This is a genomic window from Shewanella putrefaciens (assembly GCF_016406305.1).
In the GTDB taxonomy this organism is placed as follows: domain Bacteria; phylum Pseudomonadota; class Gammaproteobacteria; order Enterobacterales; family Shewanellaceae; genus Shewanella; species Shewanella putrefaciens_C.
In genome coordinates this window covers 2,438,684-2,454,688 of record NZ_CP066369.1, presented here as the reverse complement: position 1 = coordinate 2,454,688, position 16,005 = coordinate 2,438,684, and the positions used below count along the sequence as shown (strand labels likewise).

Sequence of the window (16,005 nt, the reverse complement as noted above, 5' to 3'; positions counted from 1 at the left end):
CCTTGAGACCTTACGCAGGTTTCCGCTGTACGAGTCCCGCTTTTTATGTCTATTCAAACGCTGTTATCGACGGCTCTGGCGAAACGCCATGATTTTTTACAACAAGCAGAACAGGATCAAACCGATTGTTTTCGGGTGTTCCATGGCACAGTCGAAGGCGTGAGTGGCTTGAATGTCGACCGTTACGGCGATACTTGGCTAGTGCAGAGTTTTCATCAGACCTTAACCGATGAAGAGTTAGTTGATGTCAGTGCCGTTTTGCAACAGCAGACCGATTTACCGATTGTGTATAACGACCGCTCCTTAGGCAACTCTCGGGTATTGAATACCTTATCACCGGCACTGACAGAGATTGCGAGTGCTGAGCGAGTGATGCAGGAAAATGGCATCAAGTTCAGCACTAAACTGCGCCATGAAGGGCAAGATCCGCTGTTATTCCTCGATATGCGTATTGGCCGCGAATATGTGCGGGCACACAGCCAAGATAAAACCGTACTGAATTTGTTTTCCTACACCTGTGGCATTGGTACTGCGGCTGCTATCGGCGGCGCGACTCGGGTGATGAACGTCGATTTTTCTTCCTTTGCTTTAGCGACGGGTAAAGCGAATGCGGCGTTAAATCAGGTGTCGAATGTATGTGAGTTTGTGCAGAGTGATGCGTTTCCGGCATTGCGCCAATTGGCGGGTTTAAGTGTGGGAGGGCGCCGTAATCAAAAGTTACCGAGTTACCCTAAACTGCCACAAACCCAGTTTGATCTGGTGTTTCTCGACCCACCGCGTTATGCCAAGAGTGTTTTCGGGATTGTCGATTTGATCAATGATTATCAAGGGTTATTTAAGCCTGCATTAATGGCGACCAAAGTCGGTGGCACTATCGTTTGCTGTAACAATGTGGCGAAAGTCGAGCGCCAAGTATGGTTCGACAGCTTAGTGCGCTGCGTTGAAAAACAAGGCCGTACCGTTAGTGCGCACACTTGGCTCGATCCCCATGAGGATTTCCCCTCGTTCGATGATAATCATCCACTTAAAATAGTGGCGCTGACATTAAACTAATAGTGTCACAGTAAACATAAAGGGCGCTTTTTAGCGCCCTTTGTTTATGGTGACTTTTGTTTATAGCGACCTTGTTGATAGCAACAAAGCCGTTAAAGCACTTTATTAAAGAACTTTGAACCTGATTGCCGTACCGCCACTGCTGGCGAGTGAGAGGTTTAGGCTATCTTTAGCACTCACATCGAGGGTTTCAATCACATAATCATAGGGATTGGTTTTCCAATCGGCTTTTGCGCCATCGCGGTAAATTTGCGCTTGATAACGTTTATTCGGGGAGAGGAAATCCAGTTTGACCGTGACCGTGCGTGCGGTTTCATCCGTGAGTGCGCCTAAGTACCAATCACCTTGATCTTTCGCTTGGCGGGCAAAGACCACATAGTCACCGACTTCACCGGCAAGCGCGACACTTTGATACCAATCTGTGGGCACATCGCGGATAAATTGGAAGGCATCTAAGTGCTTTTCATAATTGCGCGGTAAGTCTGCTGCCATTTGGATTGGGCTATAGAGCACAACGTACAAGGCAAGTTGTTTGGTCAGCGTGGTTTGCACACGGTTTTCTGCATCCAATCCCTTGGGCGCTAAGTCAAAAATTCCCGGGGTAAAGTCCATTGGACCCGCAAGCATGCGGGTAAAGGGTAACATGGCCGTATGTTCAGGGCTGTTTGGTGGGCTACCCCAAGCATTGTACTCTTGGCCGCGGGCACCTTCGCGGGCGATCCAGTTCGGATAAGTTCGGCGCAGGCCTGTGTCTTTAATTGGCTCGTGGGTATTGATACTGATATGGTGCTTTGCCGCTTCAGTGACATTGTGCAAATACTCGCCGACCATAAACTGACCGTCGTGCCACTCGTGGCGGGTAATGCCTTTGTCATCGATGCGCTTGATTTGACCACCGTCAGCGACATAGCCGGTTTTGACTTGAGTCACACCGTATTTTTCATACAGGGCGAAGGCATCCGCCATTTGCTCGCGATAATGAGTGACTGAACCTGCAGTTTCGTGGTGGCCGATTAAACGCACCCCTTTTTTCGCCCCGTAGGCTGTGATGGCGGGCAGGTCGAAATCGGCATAGGCCTTGGTAAAGCTAAATTGATCGCCGTTGTGGAACCAGTCGCCGTCCCAACCTTGATTCCAACCTTCTACTAGTACACCATCAAATTGATATTTGGCGGCGAAATCCATATAACGCTTGGTTTCACTGGTGGTTGCGCCATGGGTTGGGCCCGAGCCCCAGGTATTTTCGTTTAAGTGCATTCCCCACCAAATACCGATGTATTTTCCCGGTTTTACCCAAGTGACATCGCCGAGTTTATTGGGCTCGTTGAGGTTGAGGATAAGGTGGGAGTTGAGCAGTCCAGTTGCGTTATCGGCAATTTGAATGGTGCGCCACGGCGTATAAAACCCCACTTGGGTTTTGACACGAATACCATCGGACCAAGGCGTGAGATCCGCCTTAAGCTTGCCATCGCGCTGTTGATCTAAGGTCATGGCGGCAAAGTCAATCAAGGCGGCCTCGTGAATACTTAAGTGCGTTCCATCTGCGAGTTTAAAGGTGAAGGGCGTGTGGACTCTATCGACGTCTTTAAGCGCTGTGGTGCGATACAAATATTCGTAGCGATTCCAGCCGCGGGCAGGGATCCACCATGCTGTGGCTTTATCGCTCTGGCCGACATTGAACTCGGTTAACTCGTCTGTGATGGAGAGCGGCGAATTGGCGGGCAGGGCGGTTTGCTCGGCTAAGTGATAGCGAAAGCCAATGCCATAGTCAAAGGCTTTAAACTCGACTTCGAGTTGCACCATGCCGTTACTTAATACCGCGCTCAGTTGATTGTGCTGATCGCGGATCCATTCCTGTTCGCCCCAGGGTTGTTGCCACTTTTCATCGGCACTTTTTTTCTCGCTGCTTTTTATCTGTAATCCTTGACCGAGTTCGCCAAGGGATTGAAAAACTAAGCCTAAGCGGCTCGGTTCTATGACTGTCTTGCCGTGAAAATCGATTTTATATTCGGGGCGGCCAGTATCGTCACTCAAGCTGATTTGAATTTGTTGGTTGGGTGAGCTGACGGTAACGGTTTTAGCAAATACGTTGGCACTAAATAGACTCGTAACCGCAAGAGCGATAAGGGTAGGGCTTAATAGCGCTTGCGATAGTTTTGGGCGCGATAAGCTCTGGCGCCATGAATGTGCACTAGTTTGACTGTCAGTTAAAGGATTGCCAGTGAACTGAATAGGGTTGGTCTTGATGAACATTCCTTGATCCTTGTTTTTATATTGAATGTGACTCACAGCATACTAGTGGCGATGGCTTTTTAACCGCAACGGCCTGCATACGTATTCACCACATTAAGGCGTGGCGTAACAGGCGTGATGTGCAGCACTGTGAGGGCATGAACAAAGGATGTGGTTTAGTGCTGACTCGGGTAGAATGCGCGCCTTCTGCTTTCTTAAAAATACGACTGCAAAGTCGGATTTTTAGTGGGATTAACCGTGGGATTTACAGTACTAAGAGTCGTAGCAGTAAGGTCAAACCGTGAAAATTAGCCAACGTTTACAACAGATAGACAGCATGATCAGCGGTCATTACGATCATATTTGGGATTGCTGCTGCGATCATGGTTTGCTCGGTATGTTGTTGCTTAAACGAAATGCCGCTCGGCAAGTGCATTTTGTCGATTGTGTTGCGCCATTGATGCAGCAATTAACCCTAGATTTAGCGCGCTTTTTCCCTGGGCAAGCGGCCGAGTTACAGCATGACTTAAGTGGGATAACAAAGCATGACTCGGATGGGATAGCAAAGTGGCAAGTGCATTGCCTCGATGTTGCGGCATTACCGCTCGGGCAAAGCAGTGATAAAGATAAACAGTTGATTATTATCGCAGGTGTGGGTGGTGAACTGCTGGTGGAGTTGGTGCGGGCAATTGTTGCAGGGCATTCAGAGAGGCGTCTTGAGTTTATTTTGTGCCCCGTGCATCATAATTATTATGTTCGCCAATCCCTTGCCCAGTTAGGGCTGATACTTGAGGCTGAAATCCTGCTAGAAGAGAATCAACGTTTTTACGAAATTCTCCATGTGATCAAGGATAGTAACGCCTCCGGCCAGTGTATCAGTCCATCGGGATCGCTAATGTGGGACAATCTTCGGGGAGATGACCTAGCTTTAGCTAAGCGTTATCTGCATAAAGTGATCCGCCATTATCAACGTATGCCCGAAGATAAACACCGCTTAAGCATTATTAACGCCTATCAAGCGCAGCTTGGGCGTATCACTGATTCTCTTTTTCCCTAGGCGTGTGATTGGTTTGGTTACTGTGCTTTGTTATCGCTCGCTTTTTCACCAAAAAATGCTAAGTTTAGCTGGGTTGATAAACACAAAAATGTTGCCTTAGCTGAGTGGTAGTATCTGTTTAAACAGGTAAATTAGTACAAGATAGGAGGACAACTGGATTGCACGCTGCCTTAATAACATTTGGGTAGTCACTTATATGGTATAAACGATGAAGGAATCATCACTAATGGTTGAGTCGGGGGATAGCTAAACGATGCATAATTTTTCTCGATTCCAGTTCATCGTACTTGCGGTTGTCAGTTATGCTCTTCTCGCCTTAGGTTGGATTTATTTCTCAGATCTGCTTTTGTTGTTTATTACAAATCAGGATACCGTGTTTCGTTTTTCCCTCGCTAAGGGGATCTTTTTTGTCTTTACATCGGCATTAGTATTTATCTATGTGTTAAATGCGGTGCCCGATCGCCATATTGCTCCCTCCCGCAGCGCCATCGAACTGACGTTTTCCCGTTCAATATTGTTAGGGCAAAACCCTTGGTTTCGCTATTGTACAGCGGTGTTACTCCCATTGTTCACCCTCTGGGTTGTCCAATATTTACCGTTGGAATTACAGACGCGCTTGCTCCTGTTGGCTTTTACCTTACCTATCTCCTTAAGCGCCATTATCGGCGGTTTTGGCCCAGGCCTATTGACGACATTGATATCGGCATTGGGTGTGCACCTATTAATGATCAATGCAGATAAACCCCAGAGTGAGATGATCTTTACTTGGCTTCCAATGGTTAGCTTGAGTATTAATGGCATTATCATCAGTGGATTAAGTGGCTATTTAAGGGCGTCATTACGTAAGTCGGATTTGAACCATCAGTTGCTGGAGTCTATGGTCTCCCAGACGACGGATGCCATTTTTGTCAAGGATTTGCAGGGGCGTTACGTTCTGGCAAACCAAAGGGCTGCGGCGTTTGTCGGTAAGTCGATAAAGGACATGATTGGCCAGAATGATGAAGCATTATTTGAACCGGCATCGGCGGCGGTGATCCGCACTAAAGATCAAACAGTGCTTAAGGATAAGGCAGTCACAACCCATAAAGAGTTATTACAGATAAACACTGGGCCTGCGGTATTTCAGGTGACAAAGGGCCCTGTGATGGATTCAAAGGGGCTCGTTCGGGGCCTCTTTGGTATTGCCCGTGATGTTACCCTGCAGGAACAAAGTGCCGAGCGCCTACGCCAGAGTGAAGCAAGCCTGAAGCAGGCACAACAATTGTCCGGGATCGGCAGTTGGGAGTGGGATACAGTGAAGAACACCCATACTTGGTCAGAACAGGTTTTTGCCATTTATGGATTAGCCCCCAAAGAGGCCTTAGATCTTGAGAAGGTCCAGTCGCTCTTCACGCCAGAAAGCTGGCAAAAATTGAACCAAGCAGTCACGCACTGTTTAGCTACGGGCATTTCCTATGAATGTGAAGCTGAATTATTCGAGGCGGAAACCTCAGCTAAAAAATGGATCATGGCCCGTGGTCAAGCGACGCTGGATGAGCAGGGCAAGGTGATTAAACTCCATGGCACAGTGCAGGACATTACTCAATCACGCATATTACAACAGCAAATTGCCGCCCAAACGGCGTTATTACAGCGGGTTATCCAGGGCTCAGAGCAAGGGTACTGGGACTGGAATGTGGCAACGGGCGAGGTGCAGGTCAGCCAAAAGTTTGAGTCGATTTTAGGTTACTCTGCGGGTGAAATCCAACTTACTGTGGATAACTGGACCCAGTTTGTGCATGAAGATGATTGGGCGGACGTGAAAAGGATCGTACGACAACACTTACTGCAGCAGAGTGCGAGCATAGAGCTGGAAATACGCTGCAGGAAAAAGTCAGGGGATTTTTGCTGGGTACTCTGCAAGGGCCGTGTCGTGGAATCAGACAGTTGTGGTCGCCCCTTGATGATTTCAGGGACTCAATCGGATATCACTCAGTTAAAAAATCATGAGGCAGAACTCGATAGGGTGGCAAATTATGATGTACTCACCGGATTACCGAATCGGCGGTTACTCGTCGATAGGTTTAAACAGACGATTTCCCGGGTAAACCGTCATAGTAGCCTGTGCGCCGTGTGCTATCTCGATCTCGATGGTTTTAAAGTGGTTAACGATCAATATGGCCATGATGTGGGCGATCAATTGCTGATCGCGATAGTCGAGCAGCTTTTACATATTATGCGCGAGCAAGATACCTTGGCACGGGTGGGGGGAGACGAATTTATTGCATTATTTGAAATTGGTTCCGAAATCGAGTGTATTCAAATCCTTGAGCGAATGCTGGGAGCGATAGATCAAACCATTTATATTGGAGATAAGCCACTGCGTCTAACGGCGAGTATTGGCGTTAGTTTATACCCTGAGGACAATGTCGATCCCGATATTCTGCTGCGCCACGCCGACCATGCTATGTATATGGCTAAAGCGGCGGGTAAGAATTGTTTTCAAATGTTTGACCATGATGTTGAACGAAAAATGATCGCGAAAAGGCAATGGTTAGAGGAGCTAAAAGCCGCCTTTGCGAGACGGGAGTTTGTGCTTTTCTATCAACCTAAAGTCAACCTTGCCACTGGCGAAGTCATAGGGGCTGAAGCACTTATACGTTGGTTACATCCGCAACGGGGTATCTTGCCGCCTAGCGCCTTTTTACCCGACATCGAGGGCAGCGAACTTGAAATCCCCTTGGGGGAATGGGTTATTAATACAGCGATGGCACAGCTGCAAACTTGGCATCAAAAGGGGCTAAATATTCAGATCAGCGTCAATGTGAGCGCGCGGCAGCTTCTTACGGATCACTTTTATGATTTTTTGAAACAAGCTTTGGCCTATTACCCCGATGTGCCAGCGTCAGCTCTCGAACTGGAGATCCTCGAGAGCGCAGCCATCAAAGATATGCCCCTTGCCATTGCGATTTTAAATGAATGTGCCAGCCTAGGGGTGCATTTCTCCCTCGATGATTTTGGTACTGGCTATTCTTCCTTGACTTACCTGCGTAAGCTGCCTATTTCAACCCTAAAGATAGATCAGAGCTTTATCCGTGACATGCTGGAGGATCAGGATGATCTGCGGATTGTCGAAGGCGTGGTTCGGCTGGCGAGTGTGTTTAATTTAGGTGTCATAGCCGAAGGCGTTGAGAGTATTGCCCATGGCATAAAACTGGCCGAACTTGGCTGCGAGATGTGCCAAGGTTACGGTATTGCTCACCCTATGTATGTCGATGATTTTATCAACTGGTATGAAAATTGGCCTTTGCAATACGCGCAAATGCAATTGGGATTAATGCATATCGAGAGCCAATCCCCTTAAATGGTCGTTTCAAATGAGAGATTATTTGATCTGTTTTTAGGTGAATTTCATTTATGCTTCGACTCTTTTAGATAACGGATTAGCTATGCGTCTACTGAAATCGACCCAGAACCCCTCGATAAATTTACTCACGGCACGCGTTTTTTACCGCCGAGCTGCCCGCGCGATAGTGTTATCGGGTGAAGATATTTTGCTGCTCTACACTCAAAAATACCGTGACTATAGCTTACCCGGCGGTGGGATAGATGACGGTGAGAGTCTCGAGGCTGGGCTTGTCCGCGAGTTGCAGGAAGAAACTGGCGCCTTAGACATTCAAGTGTTGGCGCCCTTTGGTCGTTACGAAGAGTTTCGACCTTGGTACCGTGAAGGGGCGAATGTCGTGCACATGGAGTCATTCTGTTATCTGTGCCGTATCGACACCGCACTGGGGGAGCGTGGTTTAGGGGCGACTCGATTAGAAGCCCATGAGATTAAAAATGGCATGCGGCCCGAATGGCTCAATATCCATCAAGCTATTGCCCATAATGAAGATATTCAGCGTAATTATCCCCAGAAAGGCCAGTCGATAGAGCGTGAAATTTTTCTATTAAAACAAATCGCACTAGAGCTAATTTAGGTTTTATTGCTTTTAAATCATCAGTTAAATCACTGTCAGTTAAATAACTGTCAGATAAATACACAGAAAGTGGCTCATGGCCCCGCCGAGCACAAATAAATGCCAAATCGCATGGTTGAAGGGGATGCGTTTACCCACGTAAAAAATCACCCCTAAGGTGTAAAAAAGCCCGCCTAAAATCAATAAATTAAACCCCAGTTCCGTCATCGATGCCGTCAAATCGCCGATCACAGTGACGCATAACCAGCCCATGGCAAGGTATAGCACTAGACTTAACTTTTTGAATTTATGAATAAATAGCGTTTTAAATAAGATACCGCCAATCGCCAGTGACCAAATTGCCGTGAGGATGACGGTGGACTGTGTTCCCTGCAGGCTAATCAGCATCAGCGGTGTATAAGTGCCCGCGATTAAACAATAAATGGCACAATGATCGGCAATCTTAAGTTTATGCTTCCATCGTCTATTGGTCACACTGTGGTATAGGGTTGAGCATAAAAATAACACTATGATACTGGCACCATAAATAATGACACCTGTAAGTTGAGTATTTGAAAGGTGCCCCGCGCCCTTTAATAGCATTAAGATTAAGCCCACGACGCCGGCAATAACGCCTAGGGAATGGCTAATGCTATTAGCAATCTCTTCACTTAGGCTGTATTCATTGGTGTGCAATGGTTTTTCTCTGCTGACTTTGGGGTCGATTATACTCTGGCTTGGCATAGGGCTTATTCACTCGATAGCGATAATGAGCGAGTCTAACAGTAGATGAAATTGAAAGCCATATTTAGCTTACGCGTGTAAGCTGATTTGTTTTTTGTTCGGATGAATAAAGTTAAAAACGCCCGTTTAATGGCTGTTTATCAACATCAAAGTTTGACCACCGTAACTTGTTATTCATTGCAATTAAAGCAAAAATCTACGTCATTTGAAGGAAAGCTTACGTCAATTAAAGCGAAACCCTTGGAACTTTGTTTGAGTCATTTTCTCTAATTTGCGTTAGAGATAAATGGATTAGTTCAGTTCTAGGGGATGGATGTTGCCTTTTCAACCTGATTTAGCACTTAGTCATACCAAGGGTTCCAAAGCCGATAACATGTCCGCGGCGGAGGGATTCATGCCCATTAAATGCTTTACCCAAAGTGTATCAGGAGTGTCGTTCGATACGAACTTGCCATTCGATTTAATGGATAAGCAAGATAATAGAGGTGTATTGCAGGGAAAACAGCGTCTTGGCTGGGGATATCGATTAAACATTTCGAATTTCAAACTATTAATGGGGGTGATATTCGCCCACGGTTTATTGTTATACCTCTTGGTTTTTTTATGGCGCAGCCAACAGGGTGAATTAGGTTTATCCCTGGCCGAGCGGGCTCCTAAGGTGAGCGCACTTAAGGCTTACTTTATTTATGCGCCATCAACACAGTCAAAGCTTGATGATAGAGAGACGCCCTCAACAAAAGCGCCCACACAGGCCGTGACTATTCAGCCAGACAATGCGTCGCAGGGTAAACTAGTCGAGTCAGTGGTTATGCAATCTAAACCTACACCTAAGACTGTGTCTAAAGCAGAGCTTAAACCAGAGTCTGAACCAGTGCTTAAAGCAGAACCTAAACCAGAGTCTAAATCGGTAACAAGCACTAAATCCGAAGCTTTACAGGTTCCTAATACAGATAAAACAGCGGTTAAATCTGTTAGTACAGCAAAGGCGTCAACTCAGTCGACGCAGTCGCAAACACTAGAGTCCAGCGAAGGCGCAACAAGTACCAAAGAAATAGGTGCTCAGGGATTAGCGCCAAGCGCGAGTGTCGGACTATTCACCCAGCAATATTTTGAACGTCAGCGTGAACAAGCGCTCGATGATCTCGTGATTGAACAGGCCGATAAATTCACCCGTAAATCGAATATGAGTGAAATGAGCCCAGAGATGGAACTGTTGTTTGTCCCTAACGCCGATGATTTTAGCGGGCCAACAAGCTTAGATTTGGCGCTTGATCCGAATCGTATTGTGCGTAAAGGGGACACTTGTTATCGCGTGGTACAAGTCGGGACTCAAGTTAATCCTTACGCCGAAAATTTAGGCTTCCCATTTGACTGTAGTGGTAAAAAAATCAATCAAGCGATTGATGATGCCATTCAATCTCGATTAAATAAAATGATGCTCAAACCCCATAAATAGCGACTTTCTTTTATGATTTATTTTCACTTCAATTGCAGATTATTTGGTTTGTAAATTTTATTTTCTATAAAAACAAATAATTATGCGTCTTTTGTTTTGATTTATATTGACGGGTTTTAATTGTTATTTCCCTTGTTTGTTGCTGCCGCTTCTGTCTATACTGCACACTCATCTTGTCGGAGTGCCTCTTGGCTGAGACCGTTTATTCGGGATCCGTTGAACCTGATCAGGTTAAAACCTGCGAAGGAAACAAGCGTAATAACACCCATTAAATCGTGGATCATAGTGGACAGATCACAAATGATTCAGGCTGATTTAATCGTTATTGAGCAATGAAACCTAAGTGTGCCTTTTCGGCATTTAGGCTCGATTGACTCAGCTATCAACAACTCAAGTCTCCAGACAAGCAACTCTATTTTTTTAAAGTGAGATTGCTTATGTCCAGTTCGAATCAACAATACACATCGGCCAACGCGGCCAGCAAAGCGCCGAGTCGCCGCGAAACCCGCGCCCAAGCCCAAGCCTTTATCGATACGTTAGCGCCGCTGCAACATCCTAATTCACAAAAGATTTATCTCGAAGGTTCCAGTGCCGATATTCGCGTTGGCATGCGGCAAATCCTGCAGACTGACACCCTTGTCGGCGGGACGGCTGAGGCGCCTATCATGGAAAAAAATCCGCCAATTCGCGTGTACGATTGCGCCGGACCCTATTCGGATCCTGAGGCCGACATCAATGTGCGTCTAGGCCTTGGTAAATTAAGACAAAACTGGATCCTAGCCCGCAACGATACAGAGCAATTACTCTGTGCCACCTCAGATTTTACCCAACAAAGACTCGCCGACGATGGGCTAGACCATTTGCGTTTCGAAGCTGGTTCAAATTCTATTGTCCGCCCACGCAGAGCGCTGCCGGGCAAACGAGTCAGCCAATTACACTATGCCCGTCAAGGGATTATCACGCCCGAAATGGAATATGTGGCGATCCGCGAGAACATGGCACTCGCCGAAGTACAGGATGAAATCCTCAATCGTAAAGCCAAGGGCGAAGCCTTTGGTGCCTTAGTCGGCGAACCGATTACCGCCGAATTTGTCCGCGCCGAAGTTGCCCGTGGCCGCGCGATTATTCCGCTGAATATTAACCATCCCGAAGCCGAACCTATGATCATTGGGCGTAACTTTCTAGTGAAAGTGAACGCCAATATTGGTAATTCTGCGGTGACGTCTTCCATCGAAGAAGAAGTGGAAAAGCTTGTCTGGTCAACCCGTTGGGGCGCAGATACGGTAATGGATTTATCCACGGGCCGTTATATCCACGAAACTCGCGAATGGATCATCCGTAACTCGCCAGTGCCCATTGGCACAGTGCCGATTTATCAAGCGCTGGAGAAAGTGAACGGCGTGGCCGAGGATTTAACCTGGGAAGTGTTCCGCGATACCTTGATTGAACAAGCGGAGCAAGGTGTTGATTACTTTACGATTCATGCTGGTGTACTGCTTCGTTATGTGCCGATGACGGCTAAACGCGTTACTGGGATTGTCTCCCGCGGCGGTTCTATCATGGCCAAATGGTGCCTGAGTCACCATAAAGAAAATTTCCTCTACAGCCATTTTCGTGAGATCTGTGAGCTTTGCGTCGCCTACGATGTATCTCTGTCTTTAGGTGATGGCATGCGCCCAGGATCGATTGCCGACGCCAATGATGCTGCCCAGTTTGCAGAGCTTGAAACCTTAGGCGAGCTAGTCAAAATCGCCTGGGAATACGACGTACAAACCATTATCGAAGGGCCGGGGCATATCCCGATGCAGCTCATTAAAGAGAACATGGACAAGCAGTTAGCTCACTGCGATGAAGCGCCGTTTTACACCCTTGGCCCACAAATTACCGATATCGCCCCTGGGTATGATCATTTTACCTCCGGCATAGGTGCGGCCATGATCGCTTGGTACGGCTGCGCCATGTTGTGTTACGTCACGCCAAAGGAACACTTAGGATTACCGAATAAACAAGATGTTAAGCAAGGTTTGATTGCTTACAAGATTGCCGCCCATGCCGCCGATGTGGCCAAAGGTCATCCGAGTGCGCAAATTCGTGATAATGCGCTTTCAAAGGCGCGGTTCGAATTCCGCTGGGAAGATCAATATAACCTAGGGCTCGATCCTGACACCGCGCGGGCTTATCACGATGAATCTTTACCGCAGGAATCGGCCAAAGTCGCGCATTTTTGTTCTATGTGCGGCCCTAAATTTTGTTCGATGAAAATCACCCAAGATGTGCGCGCCTATGCCGCAGGTTTAGAAGCAACACAAACGAAGGCAGAGTCAAAGCCAGAACCCGTTGAAGCAGTTGCCCAAGTCATGCAAGTTACAATCAAGACGCCGCAGGAATTGGAAGCGGCTATGGCGCTAAAATCGGCAGAATTTACCGCCTCCGGCGCCGAGCTTTATCACGTGAAAGACAAGCATGTGATAGACAAGCAGGTAAAAGACAAGCTTGTCGCCGAAGCTGAGGAAGCCTAATTATGCTGGGTATTCATGGGGATAATGCGTCCATGAATACCGCTCGCCCCGCGATTGTTTGGACTATAGCCGGTTCAGACAGTGGCGGTGGTGCCGGTATTCAGGCGGACTTAGCGACGATTCAAGATTTGGGCTGTCATGGTTGCAGTGTGATCACCACAGTGACGGCGCAAAGCTCTGTGGCGGTCACTTTAGTCGAACCCGTATCGGCGGCGATGTTAATGGCTCAGCTGACGACTTTACTTTCCGACTTGCCACCCAAAGCAATTAAAATCGGTTTACTGGCGGATCAATCACAAGTCGCATTATTGGCAGATTGGCTGGTGAGTTTTAAAAGCCACTATCCAAGCGTGCCCGTGATTGTCGATCCTGTGATGGTCGCCAGTTGTGGCGATGCATTAGCAGTAGATAACTGTCAGGATATAAAAAGTGCGGCCAAATCAGCCTTAGATTTTAGGCTTTTCAAAGGTTTAATTGAACTTATCACGCCCAATGTGCTTGAACTTGGGCGGTTAACTCACAGTGATGTTACAACGAAAGCGCAATTCGCTGCCGCGGCACTGGCTTTATCCCAGAGTCTTGATTGCAGTGTGCTCGCCAAAGGGGGTGATGTAAACTTTGGCAGCACTGACATTCTTGCTGATACTCATGCTCAAACTCACGCTAGCGCTCACGATAGTACTCAGGCTAATGCTCGCGATAGCAACGGCTGGGATCTTGAGCTTGCCGAGGATTATCTAGTTTGTCGTCAAGTGCGTGCGAGCTCTGAGCTGCATCAAAATGGGCGTTTCTGGTTGGCAAGCCCGCGGGTTAATACCCGCCATAACCATGGCAGTGGCTGCACTTTGTCATCGGCCATTGCCGCTGTGTTAGCGCAGGGGTTTGTCTTGCAAGATGCGGTGGTGGTTGCCAAAGCCTACGTGGGTCAAGGCTTAAGCGCGGCGATTGGCTTAGGGCAAGGCCCTGGGCCGCTGGCCCGTATGGGGTGGCCAAATGACTTGTTCCGCTATGCCAAGATCAGGCCGTGTGATGACAATTTTATTAATCATCATCTTAAGCAAAACCTTGGTGCTGGCAGTGATTTAGCAGCAACAGTTTTATCTGCAAAAGATCTGGCAAGGGCTCAGGAAAGAATAGCCTCGACGCCAGCTCAAAATATTTTACCCCACGGGTTTAAAGCGCTCGATGCCGATCTTGGTGTGTACCCCGTAGTGAATGATTTAGCCATGTTGGAAAGTTTGTTAGCTGCCGGCGTTAAAACCGTGCAGTTACGGATAAAAACAGATACCAGCGGGTCAACCGCTGCAGCGCCACCCGAATCTGATTTAGATGAGTCTGCGCTAAATAGATGTGAGTCAGGCAAATCTAAGTCAGGCGAACCTGAGCTAATTGGCTCTGAATTAGAAGCAAAAATTCAAACGGCCATTGCCTTAGGTAAACATTTTAATGCGCAGCTTTTTATCAATGATCACTGGCAGTTAGCAATAAAATACCATGCCTTTGGGATACATTTAGGCCAAGAAGATCTCGCTGTAGCTGACTTAGCCGCCATAAAAGCGGCGGGACTTGCGCTTGGCATATCGAGCCACAGTTATTTCGAGCTGTTATTGGCCCATCAATACTCGCCATCCTATATAGCGCTTGGACATATATTCCCCACCACAACGAAGCAAATGCCTTCGGCGCCCCAAGGGCTCGCAAAACTTAAACACTATGTGGCGTTACTCCAAGACCATTATCCCTTGGTCGCCATTGGCGGCATCGACTTAGATAATCTAGCAGAAGTGAAAGCCACGGGGGTGGGCAATATTGCTGTGGTGCGGGCTATAACCGAAGCTCAGGATCCAGTCGCAGCCTTTGCAGCGCTGAGCCAAGCTTGGGAGCCATATTTGGGTGCTAAGTGCATGCTAAACATGAGCACAAATAAACCGCTTTATAATGGCGAGACGGTCAGTGGCAAAACACTTAGCGATGCTGATTTTATGCGTTATTCCCGACAAGTCTTACTGCCAGAAGTCGGTGAGGCAGGGCAATTGCAACTGGCCGACGCTAGCGTTGTTATTGTTGGGCTTGGCGGCTTAGGCCAATTGGCGGCGCAGTATCTGGCTTGCGCTGGTATTGGCAACTTGACGTTAATCGATATGGATAAGGTTGAAGTATCGAATCTGCCAAGACAATTGTTATTCAACGATGGCGATATTGGGCTCAATAAAGCGCGAGTTGCCAAGCAAAAGCTCAAAGGCTTAGCGCCGCAGTGCACTGTGACTGCCCATGAAACAGCATTTAATGCAGAAACTGCAGTTCATCTTTTGGCTGATATTTTACTGGCAAAACAACAAGGTAAAAGGGTGCTAGTGCTTGACTGCACCGATAATTTTGCGACTCGCCAAGGCATTAATCGCCGTTGTATCGAAGCAGCTTTACCTTTAGTTAGCGCGTCAATCGCGGCATTTAGTGGTCAATTATTCGCGGTCGATCAAATTCGGTTCCCCTCCGGTGGTTGCTATCACTGTATTTTCCCCGCGCAGACGAGAGTGCCGCAGAGTTGCAGCACCCAAGGCGTGCTCGGGCCGAGTGTGGGCGTGATGGCGTCAATGCAATCCTTAGTCGCAATGCAACTCTTGCTGAGTGAGGACAGCGGTTGTGATGCACCTAAAAATGCCTTGTTGGGGCGCTTTTGGCGCTTTGATGCTAAATCACTTTTATGGACCGCAGCGACATTAACGCGGGATCCCCACTGTGATGTATGTCGTCCAAAAGGGGTCTATCTATCATCAATTAAAGATATTTTTTAGGTTTGATATGATTTTAATTCACATAAATAATGTCCCACAGTCCTTATCTGAACCGACGTCACTGGCGGCGGTGATCCTCGCGCAAAATATTGCCCTCGATTCGGTTGCTATCGTGTTGAATGCCGAGGTGGTTCCGCGCAACCGCTGGCAATCTATTCTCTGCCAACATGAAGATAAATTAGAACTTTTTTCAGCTGTAGCGGGAGGCTAG

General features: G+C 47.5%; 10 protein-coding genes and 1 riboswitch. Of the genes, 8 read left to right on the top strand and 2 right to left on the bottom strand.

Translation table 11 applies throughout. From position 1 onward, the window contains the following. The first annotated feature begins 45 nt into the window (after positions 1 to 45). Entirely contained in the window at positions 46 to 1,053 is a 1,008-nt protein-coding gene (locus tag JFT56_RS10675; RefSeq protein WP_198780091.1) for a class I SAM-dependent rRNA methyltransferase, read from the top strand. Between the two features lie 105 nt (positions 1,054 to 1,158). Here JFT56_RS10675 and JFT56_RS10670 read toward each other — a convergent pair whose 3' ends face one another. Further along, on the bottom strand, positions 1,159 to 3,306 hold the full coding sequence (locus JFT56_RS10670; RefSeq protein ID WP_198780090.1) for a glycoside hydrolase family 97 protein: 2,148 nt from the start codon (positions 3,304 to 3,306) through the stop codon (positions 1,159 to 1,161). Between the two features lie 280 nt (positions 3,307 to 3,586). Between JFT56_RS10670 and JFT56_RS10665 the strand changes: the two genes are divergently transcribed. The 3 genes from JFT56_RS10665 to JFT56_RS10655 all read left to right on the top strand — a co-directional run bounded on the left by JFT56_RS10665 (position 3,587) and on the right by JFT56_RS10655 (position 8,301). Beyond that, entirely contained in the window at positions 3,587 to 4,342 is a 756-nt protein-coding gene (locus JFT56_RS10665; protein WP_198780089.1) for a tRNA (adenine(22)-N(1))-methyltransferase, read from the top strand. A 253-nt stretch (positions 4,343 to 4,595) separates the two neighbouring features. Beyond that, complete coding sequence (locus JFT56_RS10660) at positions 4,596 to 7,685, top strand: EAL domain-containing protein (RefSeq protein ID WP_198780088.1); 3,090 nt, start codon at positions 4,596 to 4,598, stop codon at positions 7,683 to 7,685. Positions 7,686 to 7,770: 85 nt separating this feature from the next. Then, the gene (locus tag JFT56_RS10655) at positions 7,771 to 8,301 is read left to right on the top strand and encodes an NUDIX hydrolase (protein ID WP_198780087.1); all 531 of its coding nucleotides are present in this window, start codon (positions 7,771 to 7,773) and stop codon (positions 8,299 to 8,301) included. A 39-nt stretch (positions 8,302 to 8,340) separates the two neighbouring features. Here the strand turns inward: JFT56_RS10655 and trhA are convergent, their stop codons facing one another. Next, positions 8,341 to 9,024: a PAQR family membrane homeostasis protein TrhA gene (gene trhA, locus JFT56_RS10650; protein WP_198780086.1), complete on the bottom strand. Its 684-nt coding sequence runs from the start codon at positions 9,022 to 9,024 to the stop codon at positions 8,341 to 8,343. 394 nt (positions 9,025 to 9,418) lie between these two features. Here trhA and JFT56_RS10645 point away from each other — a divergent pair, with 394 nt between their 5' ends. From JFT56_RS10645 to thiS, 4 genes are all read left to right on the top strand, one after another. After that, positions 9,419 to 10,480 carry a hypothetical protein gene (locus tag JFT56_RS10645; protein ID WP_198780085.1) on the top strand — a complete coding sequence of 354 codons (1,062 nt, stop codon included), beginning with the start codon at positions 9,419 to 9,421 and terminating at the stop codon, positions 10,478 to 10,480. A gap of 167 nt (positions 10,481 to 10,647) precedes the next feature. Continuing rightward, positions 10,648 to 10,746, top strand: a riboswitch (TPP riboswitch). A 171-nt stretch (positions 10,747 to 10,917) separates the two neighbouring features. After that, positions 10,918 to 12,999 carry a phosphomethylpyrimidine synthase ThiC gene (gene thiC, locus JFT56_RS10640; protein ID WP_198780084.1) on the top strand — a complete coding sequence of 694 codons (2,082 nt, stop codon included), beginning with the start codon at positions 10,918 to 10,920 and terminating at the stop codon, positions 12,997 to 12,999. Positions 13,000 to 13,001: 2 nt separating this feature from the next. Further along, a complete protein-coding gene (locus JFT56_RS10635; RefSeq protein WP_233095508.1) occupies positions 13,002 to 15,794 on the top strand; it encodes a ThiF family adenylyltransferase in 2,793 nt (930 codons plus the stop codon). Positions 15,795 to 15,801: 7 nt separating this feature from the next. Then, positions 15,802 to 16,005, top strand: a complete 204-nt coding sequence (gene thiS / locus JFT56_RS10625; RefSeq protein ID WP_198780083.1) for a sulfur carrier protein ThiS — start codon at positions 15,802 to 15,804, stop codon at positions 16,003 to 16,005.

Excerpts from the sequence above, each read along its gene's own strand:
- JFT56_RS10675 (WP_198780091.1), top strand. The coding sequence starts at position 46 with ATGTCTATTCAAACGCTGTTATCGACGGCTCTGGCGAAACGCCATGAT.
- JFT56_RS10670 (WP_198780090.1), bottom strand. The coding sequence starts at position 3,306 with ATGTTCATCAAGACCAACCCTATTCAGTTCACTGGCAATCCTTTAACT.
- JFT56_RS10660 (WP_198780088.1), top strand. The coding sequence starts at position 4,596 with ATGCATAATTTTTCTCGATTCCAGTTCATCGTACTTGCGGTTGTCAGT.
- JFT56_RS10655 (WP_198780087.1), top strand. The coding sequence starts at position 7,771 with ATGCGTCTACTGAAATCGACCCAGAACCCCTCGATAAATTTACTCACG.
- trhA (WP_198780086.1), bottom strand. The coding sequence starts at position 9,024 with ATGCCAAGCCAGAGTATAATCGACCCCAAAGTCAGCAGAGAAAAACCA.
- JFT56_RS10645 (WP_198780085.1), top strand. The coding sequence starts at position 9,419 with ATGCCCATTAAATGCTTTACCCAAAGTGTATCAGGAGTGTCGTTCGAT.
- thiC (WP_198780084.1), top strand. The coding sequence starts at position 10,918 with ATGTCCAGTTCGAATCAACAATACACATCGGCCAACGCGGCCAGCAAA.
- JFT56_RS10635 (WP_233095508.1), top strand. The coding sequence starts at position 13,002 with ATGCTGGGTATTCATGGGGATAATGCGTCCATGAATACCGCTCGCCCC.
- thiS (WP_198780083.1), top strand. The coding sequence starts at position 15,802 with ATGATTTTAATTCACATAAATAATGTCCCACAGTCCTTATCTGAACCG.